General features: G+C 53.8%; 8 protein-coding genes. 6 read left to right on the plus strand and 2 right to left on the minus strand.

Annotated elements, in window-relative coordinates; translation table 11 throughout:
* Positions 1-116: 116 nt before the first annotated feature.
* From WHS88_05020 to secD, 5 genes are all read left to right on the plus strand, one after another.
* Complete coding sequence (locus WHS88_05020; GenBank protein MEJ5259535.1) at positions 117-1,412, plus strand: DNA-directed RNA polymerase subunit alpha C-terminal domain-containing protein; 1,296 nt, start codon at positions 117-119, stop codon at positions 1,410-1,412.
* A gap of 66 nt (positions 1,413-1,478) precedes the next feature.
* On the plus strand, positions 1,479-2,708 hold the full coding sequence (locus WHS88_05025; protein ID MEJ5259536.1) for a SpoIID/LytB domain-containing protein: 1,230 nt from the start codon (positions 1,479-1,481) through the stop codon (positions 2,706-2,708).
* The gene (tgt, locus tag WHS88_05030; protein MEJ5259537.1) at positions 2,705-3,859 is read left to right on the plus strand and encodes a tRNA guanosine(34) transglycosylase Tgt; all 1,155 of its coding nucleotides are present in this window, start codon (positions 2,705-2,707) and stop codon (positions 3,857-3,859) included. Before WHS88_05025 ends, tgt begins: the two co-directional genes overlap by 4 nt.
* Entirely contained in the window at positions 3,856-4,284 is a 429-nt protein-coding gene (gene yajC, locus WHS88_05035) for a preprotein translocase subunit YajC (protein ID MEJ5259538.1), read from the plus strand. The genes tgt and yajC overlap by 4 nt, the downstream gene beginning before the upstream one ends.
* Before the next feature lie 39 nt (positions 4,285-4,323).
* On the plus strand, positions 4,324-8,004 hold the full coding sequence (gene secD, locus WHS88_05040; protein MEJ5259539.1) for a protein translocase subunit SecD: 3,681 nt from the start codon (positions 4,324-4,326) through the stop codon (positions 8,002-8,004).
* A gap of 57 nt (positions 8,005-8,061) precedes the next feature.
* Here secD and WHS88_05045 read toward each other — a convergent pair whose 3' ends face one another.
* Complete coding sequence (locus WHS88_05045; protein ID MEJ5259540.1) at positions 8,062-10,356, minus strand: TonB-dependent receptor; 2,295 nt, start codon at positions 10,354-10,356, stop codon at positions 8,062-8,064.
* A gap of 268 nt (positions 10,357-10,624) precedes the next feature.
* On the minus strand, positions 10,625-12,487 hold the full coding sequence (locus tag WHS88_05050; protein MEJ5259541.1) for a carbohydrate-binding protein: 1,863 nt from the start codon (positions 12,485-12,487) through the stop codon (positions 10,625-10,627).
* A gap of 258 nt (positions 12,488-12,745) precedes the next feature.
* Here WHS88_05050 and WHS88_05055 point away from each other — a divergent pair, with 258 nt between their 5' ends.
* A complete protein-coding gene (locus WHS88_05055; protein ID MEJ5259542.1) occupies positions 12,746-14,230 on the plus strand; it encodes an FGGY family carbohydrate kinase in 1,485 nt (494 codons plus the stop codon).
* Positions 14,231-14,238 lie beyond the last annotated feature (8 nt).

Raw genomic sequence — 14,238 nt, forward strand, 5'->3', positions numbered from 1 at the left:
CCTTATAATGCATGGTTTATTCGATTTGGGAAGAAATGCTTTTCTTGCCGTGATAAACAGAACGAGTGGGGCCTTTTTCGGAGGCCCGGGAAAAGAGCGTATCAGGAGCGGTTTATATGGTATCCCTTGCACAGGCAGAGATGGAACTATTTGACAAAGAGACATCAGCCCTTACGTTGGAGATGATTCGGCAAATGTGGCTTTCCGCCAATTCGAGCGAACGCTCTCGAACGGCCCTGCTGGAGAAAGCTCGGAACTCGAAAAATATGACGGCCTGCGGTCTGGCCTATCTTTTCTGCGGCCAGAACACACAAGCCGTCAGCACACTCGAAAAGGCCCCGGACAGTTGGCAGAAATATATGGGGCTTGGATATGCCTACCGGCAGCTTCAGGAATATGAAAAGGCCGCTGCTGCCTTTGACAAGGCCGTTCAATACGAAGCAGATCCGATGTTTGCGGCTCTGGAAAAAGCGGCGGCTTACCGAATGGCCGGCGACCTTGACAAGGCCGCCCAGACCCTTGCCGCCTACAGCCAGATGGAAAACATCAGTGCGGAATACCACTTTCAAATGGGCAAGCTGCTGGATGCACAGGGGGACTATGAAAAGGCCGTTCAGCATTACCAGACAGCCCTCGAAATCGACCCGTCCCATGCGGAAGCCCGTTTTGCGCTGGCTTACGCCTGCGACCTTCGGGGCGACGAAGAGACCGCGGTGTCGCTGTATCAGGAACTGATTCGACAGCAGCCGACTCATGTCAATGCCCTGCTGAATCTGGCGGTGCTGTATGAGGATGCCGGTCAGTATGAGCAGGCCCTTCGCTGTGTGGAGACAGTTCTCCGCTCGCATCCCAATCATCCCAAAGCCCGTCTGTTCCAAAAAGACATCTCCAGCTCCAAGGTGATGGTCTATGACGAGGAACGGGAGAAGCGCAAAGACCGGCAGAATAAGATTCTTGAAATTCCGATTTCCGACTTTGAGTTATCGGTTCGAAGCCGCAACTGTTTGAAGAAAATGAATATCGAAACCCTCGGAGACCTTCTGAAGACAACGGAGGCGGACCTGCTTTCGTATAAGAATTTCGGGGAAACTTCGCTGATGGAAATCAAGCGGATTCTGGAGTCAAAAGGCCTCCGTCTCGGGATGGCTCTGGAGGAAAAGCCGGTTGGAGCGGCCGAGCCCCCTGTTGTGCCCGGCGCCAGTCCGGAGGTTTTGTCCAAATCGGTGGATGAGCTCGAACTGTCAGTACGGGCTCGGCGAGCAATGACGCGTCTGGGCGTCAAAACGCTGCTGGACCTGATCGGAAAGACGGAAGCCGAGCTGCTCGGCTGCAAAAACTTCGGAATGACCAGTCTGAATGAGGTCAAGGAAAAACTCAGCAAGTACGGCCTCAGCCTCCGAAAGCTGGAATGAACGTCCACCCGAAGCCGGAATGAGAAACCGACGTTGAATCAGACGGACTTTTCTCCGGGATGCGCCGTGAGACAGAAGAACTGGATACGGATTCTGACGGCGTGGCTGATGCTGTATGCCGGCTGCAGCCGAACCCCTTTGCCGGATGTAACCAGCGGCATGGAGGAGCCTGAAGACCGCTGGATGCGGGTTTTGCTCTTTGGCAATTTGAATGAGTGCACGGTGTACAGTTACGGCAGTCTGGTCATTGAAGACCAGCAGACCGCTGCCAGCGTCCGCTTTGAAAAACCGTATCAGACCCTTTTGGTTCGATGGGACGGCGAAGGATTCCAGGTCGGCGACCATCGGTTTCAAAACGATATTCTGATTCGTACGGGAAGTCCGTTTGTTTTTGAAGTGGAGCAGGTTCCGTTTCGGGGACATCTGCGCCTGGTTCAGAACCCGGAGGGGAATGGGTTTCTGGCGGTCAATCATGTTCCGCTGGAATCCTATCTGCAGGGAGTGGTTCCGGCGGAGATGCATTCCTACTGGGAACCGGAGGCCTTAAAGGCCCAGGCAATTGTCTGCCGCACGTATTCGCTGTATATCAAATACCGATTCGGCGCCGGACGTCTTTGGGATTTGAAGCGTACCCAGGCCAATCAGGTCTATAACGGAGTGCAGGCGGAAACCAGACCGACGAATCTGGCGGTGTTTGAGACCGCCGGCCAGGTGCTGGTTTGCCCGGATTCAAAGGGGCAGTGGCGGCTTTTCCCGGCGTATTACAGCTCCATCTGCGGAGGGCATACGGAAAACAGCCGCAATGTCTTTGGAGACACCGTCAGGACGCTCGAAGGGGTTCCCTGTCCTTTTTGCCGGCAAACAGCCCGTGCAGACTTTTATTTCTGGAGCGGCGTTCTGGTGGACCGCAAAACCCTCACGGAACGGCTCGTTCAGCGGTATCCTGCCCTGTCTCGCCTGGGCGAAATTGAGCAGATTGAACCGGTGCGCCTCTCCGAGTATGGTCGAGTCACTTCTGTGCGTCTGCACGGCATCAGCGGCCAGACAGCTCTTCTGCGCGGGGAGGATTTTCGGCTGACCGTTGATCCGAGCGGACGGCGGCTCAGGAGTACGATATTTACCCTGCGGTCAACCGCGGCGGGCTTTGAATTTATCGACGGACGGGGATTCGGACACGGGGTAGGACTATGTCAGAGCGGAGCGCAGGCCCTGGCCCGTCAGGGGAAAACCTGTCGGGAAATTACTGACTATTATTATCCGGGCAGCCGGATTGTTCAGCTGGCAGAGAACGGATGAGACCATTTACTGTTGAAGCAAAGGATTCCCAAACGGCGGCTCGATGCGGACAGCTGCGGACGGAACACGGTGCGGTTCAGACACCGGCGTTTATGCCGGTGGGCACACGCGGCTGCGTCAAGGGCATTCTTCCTCAGCAGCTTCGCCAGACCGGGGCGGAAATCATGCTGGCCAATACGTATCATCTGCTGCTTCGGCCCGGGGCGGATGTGGTGGAATCTCTGGGCGGTCTGCACCGGTTTAGCGGCTGGGACGGGCCGATTTTGACGGACAGCGGCGGCTATCAGATTTTTTCGCTGAGCAGCCTGAACCGCGTGGACGACGACCGGGTTGAATTTGCCAGCCATATCGACGGGTCTCCGGTGGTCCTGGATGCAGTTATCGCCACGCAGATTCAAAACCGGCTCGGTGCGGATATCATTATGTGTTTTGACGAATGTACACCGTATCCGTGTCCGCCGGACCGTCTGGAAAAGGCGGTCGAGCGAACCGTTCGCTGGGCGCAGTGGTGCCGACAGGCCCATCAGAATCCGCGGCAGCTGCTGTTCGGAATTGTCCAGGGCGGGACGGATTTGCGGCTGCGCCGTCAGTGTGCTGAAGCCCTGGTTCCGATGGATTTTGACGGCTATGCCGTCGGAGGGCTGAGCGTGGGGGAAGGTCATGACGCTCTCGTGCAGACGACGGCCTTTACAGCCCCGCTGCTGCCGGCGGACCGTCCGCGGTACCTGATGGGAGTCGGTATGCCGGCGGACATTGTGGCAGCGGTGCGGGCCGGTATCGATATGTTTGACTGTGTTCTGCCCACCCGAAACGGACGCAATGCTTTTGCGTTTACGGAAAACGGACCGATTCGGCTCCGCAACAGCCGGTGGACGCAGGATTCCGGGCCGATTGAAGAAGACTGTCCCTGTCCGGCCTGCCAATCGTTTTCGAAAGCCGCAATCCGGCATTTTTTTAATGTGGGAGAAATGCTCGGGCCGATTCTTGCGACCCTGCACAATTTAACGTATTATCAGCGTCTGATGCAGACCATCCGTCAGAGGATTCGGGACGGTTCCTTTGAGGCATGGTCCAGAGAGTTTATTGAAAGACACAGAAAAGATTTGCAAATGGAACATTCGGAAATCACAGAGAGGAAGGAAGGCCTATGAAATCGATATGGATGCTGGCCGCCGCCGAAACGCCGGCGGAGCAGACGGAAGTCATCACCGCCCAGCCTCAGACAGAGGGCAAAACGGAGACCTCGATACTGGAACAGAAAACCGCCGGTGAGCCGGGCGAGGGGCCGGACAGGCCTCAGCCGAATCCGTGGGTTCAGATGCTGCCGTTTTTCATCATTCTGATTGTGATGTATCTGCTGCTGTTTCGAGGCCCCCGACGCAAACAGCAGGAACATCAAAAAATGGTGTCTTCTCTGAAGAAAAATGACCGCGTCCGAACCATCGGCGGCATCTACGGAACGGTGGTGGATGTGCGGCCGGATGAAATCGTTCTGAAAGTGGATGAGTCCACCAATACGAAAATCCGGGTGATTCCGTCGGCCATTGCCACGGTGATTACAGACGAAAAGAAATAACGGCAACGCAAAGGATTAACTCTCAGACAGGAACCCATTATGAATAAGAACTTAATCTGGAAATTGCTTCTGATTGCGGTACTGCTGATTTTGGCTTTTTGGGTTGTTTATCCTCCGCAGGAACGGCTGAAACTGGGCCTGGACCTGGCCGGCGGCACCAGTTTGATTTATGAAATCGACACGACGGGGCTTACCGCCGAGGAGCGCAAAGGGCTGGCCGAAAGCATGATTCCCATTCTGATGAAGCGAATCGACCCGACGAACATGGCCAACATCGTGATGCGTCCTCAGGAGGATACCCGGATTGAGATTCAGCTTCCGGTTGCCAGTCCGGAGACCCGCCGCAAACGGCAGGCGTTTCAGGAGGCGATTCAGAGTCTGGAACGGGACAATCTGAATCTGCTCCAGATCAAAAAGGCGCTGTCTCTGCCGAAAGAGGAGCGGCAGGCCCAGCTGACGGCAATGGCTCAGGGCCATCCGGAGCGGCTCGCTGTTTTGACGGCTTTGGCCGAAACATATGACTGGCGGACTTCGCTTCAGAATGAGCGGGACCAGGCGTGGGCCCAGATGGAAGCCCTGCTTGCGCCGCTTCGGGAGCAGGGGTTGGATACCGATACCATCCAGTCCAACATTGCTCTGTGGAATGAACAGCCGCAAGAGCGGCGAACGGAGGCGATGAAGGGGTTTGTCAAGTGGCTCAAGCCCGCCGAACCGGCTCAGGAGGAGCTGACGGAGGAACAGACGGCCCTGCTGGATGTTCTGCAGCAGTATTTGGCGTTTTACGGCCGTTGGGCCATGTCGGTCAACGAATTAACTCGGCCGATAGACGGGGCCAATGTCCGGTGGAATAAGGCCGTTGCCGACCTGAATCGGCTGAATCTGAATCTGCAGCAGCTGCAGGATATTCTCGACCTGCCGGCCAATTCGGCCCGTCGGCGGGAAGCCCTGGACGAGCTGAAAAAGCAGTTTCCGGATCGGGCGGAAAAACTCAGTCAGGTGGAAAAACTCTTTGAGGACTACCGCAAGGTAGCCGGCCTGCTGGATGACCCGGAGGACCTCAAGCGGATGCTGAAGGGCGCCGGTGTTCTCGAATTCCGGATTCTGCCGACCCCTGACGACGGCCGAACCAACATGGATGAGATTCGCGGCTATCTGGAAGCCCTTCGTTTAAAAGGACCGCGACAGGCCTCCGACGCCAAATATGTCTGGGTCGAAATTGAGGACCCGGCCAACTGGCCGCAGGGGCTGGGAATTGTAGGCACGTTTGGGGATAAGCAGTACGTGCTGGCCAGCAATCAGCCGAAGGAATGTATGCTGCATTCTCCGGACAAAAAATGGAGGCTTCGGCGGGCATCCCCGACGCGGGACGACAAAGGACATCGGGCTATCAGCTTTACATTTAATCAGACAGCCGCCAATCTGTTTTTCAATCTGACCCAGTCGAATCTTGGCCGACCGCTGTGCATCATTCTGGATGACAGGGCTCTGTCGGCTCCGACCATTCGGGCGGCCATCAGCACACAAGGAATCATCGAAGGCCGATTCAGCCCCACGGAGCAGATGGATTTGGTTAACAAACTTAACGCCGGTTCGTTTCGGGCCAAGCTGTCGGAAGTGCCGATCTCCGAAAAAACCATCGGTCCCCTGCTGGGAGCTGACAATCTGCGGCAGGGCCTTCGAGCCGGGTATACGGGGCTGATAGCCGTCGGAGTTTTCATGCTTTTCTATTACCTGCTGGCCGGAGTGCTCGCAGATATTGCCCTGATGCTGAACCTGCTGTTTGTTCTGGCGATGATGGCGGCCTTTAATGCCACGTTTACGCTGCCGGGCATCGCCGGTTTAATCCTGACAATCGGCATGAGCGTGGATGCCAACGTGCTGATTTTTGAACGAATCCGCGAGGAGCAGAAACGCGGCTCGGCCCTTCGTGCGGCGATTGCCAATGGTTACGGTCGGGCTTTTCGGACGATTTTTGACGCCAACCTGACTACATTCGGCGTTGCCTTTATTCTGCTGATGGTGGCCTCGGAGGAAATCAAGGGATTTGCCATCGTTTTGATGCTCGGTATTGTGTCGAGCATGTTTACCGGATTGTTTGTCACGCGGGTGATTTTTGATTTTCTGATCAGCCGCAGGATTCTGACTCAGCCGCTGAAAATGTTTGCTCTTTTCCAGCAGGTTCGTGTGGACTGGATGAGTCTTCGGCCGGTGTTTCTGGTCATTTCCGGAACGCTGATGCTCGGCGGTCTGGCGGTTTTCTTTACACGCGATGAGACGACCAACAGCAAATATGACATTGAGTTTACCGGCGGAACCAGCGCTCAGATTGACCTGAAACCCGGAACCGCCTATACGCGAAGAATTGTGGAGGAAAAGTTCCGCCAATACGCTGAATCCATCGGCAACCGGGCGCTGGCGGCGGCCAAAGTGTACAGCATCGGCGACAGCGGACTTCAGTATGAAATCACCACAACGGAAACCAACCGCGGGCGAGCGGAAATTCTCTTTAAAGAACCCGGTCAGACCGTTCAGAGCGTTCAGAGTGCGATTCTGTCGGCTGCTCAGAAACTGCACCAGTCCCTGCCGTCTCTGGAAGTAAAGACGCTGGGAGACAACCGGTTCCAGATTACGACCCGACGGCTGAACCTTTCGCTGATTCAGGAAGTGCTCCAGAATGCGTTCGGTGAAAAAGCCGAAATTGTTGAGATGAAAGTGGATGAAATTGTCAGCGATGCGATTCGAGCGGCCTTTAAGGATTTGCTGGCGGTCAAAGAAAACCTTAACCCGCAGATACTCTCTGCACGCGAGGTACCGATCGGCACGCCGGAACTGGCTGACTTTGTCGGAGGGGTTCAGATTCATGTGAAATTGGGGGTCCCGACAACCGCCGGTGATATTCGCACCCGGCTGCTGGATTTAAAATTTAAGCGGGATACCCAGCATTTCCAATGGTACCCCTTCCAGCTCCTGCACCCCAACCTGACGGAACTTCCCGATGAGCAGATTGTTGAGGAATTCCTCTATGTGAGCATGCATCCGGAAGCGGCATTCCGGTCGCTGTCGGAAGAGGAACGCGTTCAGTACACCAACAATGAAACCGCCCGGGTGATGCAGGCCCTTTCGATGGAAACATCGCTGTCCCGTGTTACGCAGATCGACCCGTCCATCGGCTCGGAGGCAAAGGTGCGGGCGCTGCTGGCCATCATTCTTTCGCTGGCGGCGATTGTGCTTTATATCGGGTTCCGATTCGGCAGTGTCCGCTACGGCATGGCGGCTATCATCGCCCTTGTACACGACGTCTCCATTACGCTGGGGCTGGTTACGGCCTGTACCTATGTCGCCGGCACTCCGCTGGGCCAGGCGCTCGGCATTTTGGATTTCAAAATCAATCTGGAAATGATTGCTGCCTTTTTGACGATTATCGGGTATTCACTCAACGATACCATCGTTGTATTCGACCGCATTCGTGAAAACCGCGGCAAGACCCTGACGCTGACTCCCAAGTTAATCAATGACAGCATCAATCAGACGCTTTCGCGTACGTTCCTGACCTCGTTCACCACCTTTATGGTGCTGTTTATTATGTATGTCTGGGGCGGCACCGGAATGAGAGGTTTCAGCTTTGCCCTGCTGATGGGTATCATCGTCGGGACCTACTCGTCCATCGCGATTGCGGCTCCGATTCTGCTGCTGGGCGGAAAGAGTCAGGACAAAACCTGAACCCGCAGGACAGTTTGAGAACAGAAAGCCCCTGCCGCCGCGGCGGGGGCTTTCTGTTTAGAATCGAATCTGATACCGGATACCGACCATCGTCGGTTCTTCAATCCAGCTTGTTCGGTCGGGATAATTCTTTTTGTGTCCGGAAGAATAGGAATAGCGTTTGTTATCTCCAACCACAGGGATATTCTGGACATAAAAGGTCAATTCAGCCGCCTTGGTGATGTGGTAAGTTAAGGACACATTGGCCGTCATTTCCATATCATAGGCATTGTGTTTTTTGACATCACGGATTCTTGCCGCCACCCCGCCGGCTTCCGCTACGGCATTCAAACCGTCACGGGCACCTTCAAATCCCCAGAAAGTTTTCAGGTTGCCGTGGAGAACCAATTTCCCGTCAAAGAAGCGGATATTGCTGAACAGTTTTGTTGCATGGTTGGACCAGTTGTTCAAATCATTTCCTTTGGACCTGATAATGACGCCGGAGCCCGCATTGACATAATAATCCGAATAACTGATGCCGGAAGCGGTCATTCCCTTGTCGAGCTGCCAGTCCAGCTGTTTGACAAACGAATGATTGATACCGAGATTCCAGTTTTCTTTTTTGTACTGAGCTTCGAGTTCAATACCGGCGGTTCGCAATGTTCCGATGGGAGCACTTCGGCGGGTCGTCCAGTCCCAGGCGATTACGGCATTTCGATTCAGGAAGGTTGAGGCCTGATAAAAAAGGTTTTTCCCGCCCTTGCCGGAATAAATCAATTCGAATGTATCCAGTTTTTCCGGCTTATTGGACGCGCCGAGCTCGTGGCTCATATACAATTCTTCCTGGGTATTCATCCGGACAGACCGCTGGGCGATGAACTTGAGGTACTCTTCTTCTTTCAACTCGTATATCCAGGCGAATCGAGGGGAGAACATATAGTCGGTATAACTGTGTTTGTCCAGTCGGGCCGACCACAGGGTGCTCATCCGTTGACTGTGTTTCAGATTGACTTCGCCGAGAAAGGCATAGCTTCCGGTTTCCCATCCTTCCCCGACGGGGAAATAACGGTCGCTGGAACTGTTAATCTGTCCGTCTCCGGTTCCGTAGGCGTCTGAGGTCGGGCCGCTGATAATTCCGTCAGCCAGACGCAGACCGTCGTCTTTGTCTTTGCCCCAGCCGGGGCGAATCAAATCGTAGCTGGCTTCAAATCCTACGGCTGCTTTGAGCCAGTCTTTGTCCGGTTCATAATTCAGCATAAAGCGGGTATAGTATTCCCACTCCGACCAAATCCATTTGATGTTTCTCAGATTGTCCTTGTGATTGTTAATGGTTGCCCCCCATTTTTCTATATTATGGACATCAATGGAGCTCAGACCGAATGTGGATTTCAGGGTTAGCTCGTCTGTTAACTGGGCCGTGTTTTCGAGGGCCGTCTGGAAATAGCGGTAGCGGGCCTGGCGGAAGTCTCTGTATTTGCCGTCGATAAGATATTTGGTCCCCGAGCCCTGTGCCAGTTCCGAAGAGGTGTTTGTATAGCGTGCCCAGAACCGCCAGTTTTCCCAGAAGTTGAAATCCACGTGGGCTTTGATTTGGGGTTCATTGAAGAAGTCTGTCATATACGTAAACGGCGGGCGAGGCCGGTAGGGAGAAGTAGGATATCCTTTTACATAGCCGCTTCGTGCGGTATTTTCTACGCCGAAGAGGTCGGGGGTAATCCCGGCGGTATCCGTAATACTCAAATAGGAATAAAGTGAAACCTTTTCTGTGTTGTATCCGTAACTGATGGAGTTGCCGATGCTGTCGTATTTATCCCAGAATTTTCCGGCCAATTGCAGTCCCGGGTGGTCTTTCGCCTTTTTTGTGGTGATATTGATGACCCCGCCGATGGCTCCCGGTCCGTAAGTCACCGACCCCGGCCCGCGGATGATTTCCACTCGTTCAATATCGCCCAAATCCCAGTTGAGCAGCTCCAGACGAGCCCCGTAATGGGCCTTGATGTTTACATTGATTCCGTTGACATTCACGAGGAATTTGTAGGGCCGATCGGCAATAATGCCGCGGATACCCGGCACAGGCCCGATGCTGTGGTTCATGTACAGGGCGCCGGGCACATAGATTTCAATCAGGTCGAGCAGATTGCGGGCCGGCGTACGGGCAATGTCTTCGGCGGTGATGATCGTTACACTGGCCGGAACTCTGAAGGGGTCCTTTTCAGTAATGGAGCCGGGTACAAAAAGTTCGATGTTCATCAATTCGTCCAGCGACATGTCAAAAAGGTCGTTTCCGGACGGATTCTGAGCAAAAAGAACCGCGGCAAAAAGGCAGAAAAACCCTCCATAAGTCCCCCGTATTTTTGCATCCGCTCTCGGCATCGGCTGACTCCTTATTTTCACTAACCGATTTTGGGAAAGAGATTTACGCTTTTATGTCGGCCGACAAAGACCTTCACTTCACCGAGAGCGACAAAACAGAGGCACCGGAAATGGAGGACCTAATTTATTCCGATAATATCCCGAAAATAAAGAAATCCTGCAGGGAAATGAAAAAAGGGGTTTTGCAGAGATTCTTTTTTTTTCTAAAAAAAGACAAAATAGACTTTTATAGGCCCCTCAAAACTCTTTGTTATGCGGGCTCTATCTCTTAATCGCAGACGGCGATTTCCGGGGCCGGCCCGATGACCTGAAGGTAATCAATATTGGCACAGCCGGCACTGTTGGTTGCTTCGAGGCGGATGTCTTTCAGTCCGGCCGTCATCGGCACGCTCACACTCTGATAAGCCCAGCTGCTCCAGGCCCCGGTGGCCGGAAAATTGATGGAGGAGACCGCTTCGCCCCCGTTGACCAGCAGACGAGCTGTTCGGTCGGAGGCGCCGTTGGCAAAGCGCCAAAGGAAGGTATAGGTGCCGGGCTGGATGAGACGAATTTTCCAGTTGATGCCGGCTCCGGCGGCGTTGGTGGTATCCAGAAAACCGACTCCGGTGAATCCGGGATGCTTGCCGTAATCGACTATCCCGTCCACGCGGCAGAAGCCGACGGCATCCTCCTGAAGGAGAATATTCACTTCGCCGGTTTGAGGAACGGCACAGGCCTGCACGGAATAGACGGATTCGTTCGAGCTTCTATCAACCGCTGTGACGACATAATAATACATAGTCCCGTTGACGGCTGCGGAATCCGTGAATTCCGACATAGACAGGAGAGAGCTGTTGACTTTTGTATAACCGGAACCCGAAACTGTGGAACGGTACACATTGTATCCGGCCAGGTCCGATTCCGAATTATCGTCCCACTGCAGGAAGACCTGGGCATTTTGCCCCAGAGCCCGCAAATTCGCCGGAGCGGCCGGCGGGGTTGTATCCGGAGGGACATAAAGCCAATTGCTCACAAAGAGAGCCAGTTCTTCCAAATCAACAATGCCGTTCGGATAGTAGTCTGCGTTTTCGATGCCGCTGACGGCCTTCCAAAGCCCTGCAAAGACCGCAAAATCATTGTAATCGACCCATCCATTCAAATCAAAATCCCCATACATCCCGAACATCCAGTGAGGCGGATAGCCGTCTTTGCCGTCGGCGCCGGCCCCCCACTGCACAATCGTCGGAACCATCAACGCATCGTCCAGTGTATAAGCATACGGCGGTGCAAACACGCTGTCCGTGCCCGGATGCACAGTGCCGGTGCAGTTGTCCAGAATATTTCCCGAAGCTGCGATTTTGCCTTTTACCGTATCATCGTAGTCAATATTGTAATAAGGATTATTGACTTCTTTGAAGTAGTTGTTTTCAATGAGACATTCGGAATACAGTCTCGCCCAGACGCCGTAGAGAGTCTGAACTCCGGTGCAGTGATAATAATTATTATACAGGTGCACTTTTCCGAATCGAACCGATGGAATTCGCTGCAGACACATCGGCCCGAACCAGTTGTGATGAAACGTGATGCGGAGCTTGCCGTAGTCATCCGTCGCGCTGTCGCTGCTGCCGACCAGACTGACCCGCTGATTGTTCATCGGCTGGGTAAAATAAAATTTGCACCAGGAGACAGTGACATTGTCGGAACGGCGTGTAATATCCACCAGACCGTCGTAGCAGTCATAAATAGTGCATTTTGTGATGAACACATTTGTTATATCTTCTTTCACGGCGATTCCGTTGCCTTCCCCGTACCCCTGCGGACACCGAATCGTCAGCCGCTGAATGATGACATTCGAACAGCCCTTCTTAAAGCCGAGCATTCCGATGATTGTGGGATTCGTCCCTGTGCCTTCGATGGTTTTGTTGGACTGGATGCTGATTTTGCCCCCAATGGAAGCTAAGTCTAATGTACCGGAGACCTGAATGATATAAGGGGTGTTGACGGTTTCCGCATAGGTCTTCAGATCTGCAGGGGTGGATACAACAACAATGGTCCCCCCTGCTCCTCCAGTTGTATTCTGCCCAAAACCGTCTGCTCCGTGTGAAACAGCCCCACACGCGATTATCAGGAAAACAAGCACTGTTTCTTTCATTGGTTTTTTTTCCTCTCCATCCGGTCAAACAACCCCATCTTGAATCAAACTTCTACTATATTTTCGCTCCGTTTTAGCTGTTTCACAAGGCAATCTTGCGCCCAAAAAAAGACAATTTTGCGCACGTTTCCGTCTTCAGGCCGCCGTGGGAAAAAAGATTTGCGTAAAATTCTGAAAAAACTCTTCTTGCACTCGCACAAAAGGTTTCTATAATGGCTTCAGTAATCGATTACTGAACGCTGATATTGGGAGAAAGCAATGTACCTTCTTGGTTATGATTCCGGCACCTCCTCTATCAAAGCCACCCTTTTGGATTCCCAAACCGGGAAAGTCGCCGCTTCGGCTGCCGCACCGAAAAAAGAAATGCCTATCGAAGCTCCTCAGCCCGGCTGGGCCCAGCAGAATCCGCATGACTGGTGGGTCAATCTGAAAGCGGCTACCGCGGAAGTTTTAAAAATATCCGGAGTTAATCCATCCGATATTAAAGCCGTCGGGATCACCTACCAGATGCACGGGCTTGTCTGTATTGACAAATCCGGCAGTGTGATTCGTCCCGCGATTATTTGGTGCGACAGCCGGGCCGTTGAAATCGGCAATCAGGCCGCCAAAGACCTCGGGCCGGAGCGTTGCCTGCGCGAACTGCTGAACTGTCCGGGCAACTTTACGGCCAGCAAGCTAAAATGGGTCATGAAGAATGAACCCGACCATTACAAAAATATCTGGAAAATCCTGCTTCCGGGCGACTGGCTGGCGCTGAAAATGACCGGACGGGCGGTCACGACGGCCTCCGGACTTTCGGAGATGATACTCTGGAACTTTCCAAAGGCCGCACCGGCTGATTTTTTGATGGATTATTACGGATTTGACCCTTCTTTTCTTCCTGAATTGGTGCCGACGTTCGGCCTTCAGGGGGAATTGACAAAAGAGGCCGCTGCGGAGTTGGGGCTGAAAGCCGGTACCCCTGTAACGTATCGCGCAGGCGACCAGCCCAATAATGCCCTGTCGCTCAACGTCCTCGAGCCGGGCCAGATTGCGGCTACGGCGGGCACCAGCGGGGTTGTGTACGGCATCAGCGACCGCCCTGCCTATGACCCGAAATCCCGCGTCAATATCTTTCTCCATGTCAACAATACCCCTGGGCAGATTCGCAACGGGGTTCTTTTGTGCATCAATGGGACGGGAATCCTGAACAGCTGGCTCAAACATACGGTTGCGGCCGGCAGAGACTACCCGGAAATGAATGCCCTGGCCGAGCAGGTTCCCATCGGCAGCGAAGGGCTGGTGATTCTGCCCTACGGCAACGGAGCGGAACGCACGCTGGAAAACCGCAATCTCGGGGCTTCAATTCACAATCTGAACCTGAACCGCCATCATCTCGGTCATCTGCTGCGGGCCGGACAGGAAGGAATCGTTTTTGCTCTCCAGTACGGACTGGAAATTATGAAGGATATGGGCATTCGGATGGACACAGTCCGTGCCGGAAAAGCCAATATGTTCCTGAGCCCTGTTTTTGCCCAGACTTTTGCGACCCTGACCGGAGCCGTTGTTGAATTGTACAATACAGACGGTTCGCAGGGAGCCGCCCGCGGCGCCGGAATCGGGGCCGGCATTTACAAAACATTTGCCCAGGCCTTTGAGACCCTCCAAAAGGTGGAAACTATCGAGCCCAAACCGGCACAGGCTGAACCTTGCCGTCAGGCCTATGCGGCATGGCGGAATATCCTGCACAAACAGCTCGGATAACCTATAAA

The organism is Anaerohalosphaeraceae bacterium, assembly GCA_037479115.1.
Lineage (GTDB): Bacteria > Planctomycetota > Phycisphaerae > Sedimentisphaerales > Anaerohalosphaeraceae > JAHDQI01.

What these genes read in the sequence shown, in the direction of transcription:
- WHS88_05020 (MEJ5259535.1), top strand. Translation starts at nt 117, where the DNA reads ATGGTATCCCTTGCACAGGCAGAGATGGAACTATTTGACAAAGAGACA.
- tgt (MEJ5259537.1), top strand. Translation starts at nt 2,705, where the DNA reads ATGAGACCATTTACTGTTGAAGCAAAGGATTCCCAAACGGCGGCTCGA.
- yajC (MEJ5259538.1), top strand. Translation starts at nt 3,856, where the DNA reads ATGAAATCGATATGGATGCTGGCCGCCGCCGAAACGCCGGCGGAGCAG.
- secD (MEJ5259539.1), top strand. Translation starts at nt 4,324, where the DNA reads ATGAATAAGAACTTAATCTGGAAATTGCTTCTGATTGCGGTACTGCTG.
- WHS88_05045 (MEJ5259540.1), bottom strand. Translation starts at nt 10,356, where the DNA reads ATGCCGAGAGCGGATGCAAAAATACGGGGGACTTATGGAGGGTTTTTC.
- WHS88_05050 (MEJ5259541.1), bottom strand. Translation starts at nt 12,487, where the DNA reads ATGAAAGAAACAGTGCTTGTTTTCCTGATAATCGCGTGTGGGGCTGTT.
- WHS88_05055 (MEJ5259542.1), top strand. Translation starts at nt 12,746, where the DNA reads ATGTACCTTCTTGGTTATGATTCCGGCACCTCCTCTATCAAAGCCACC.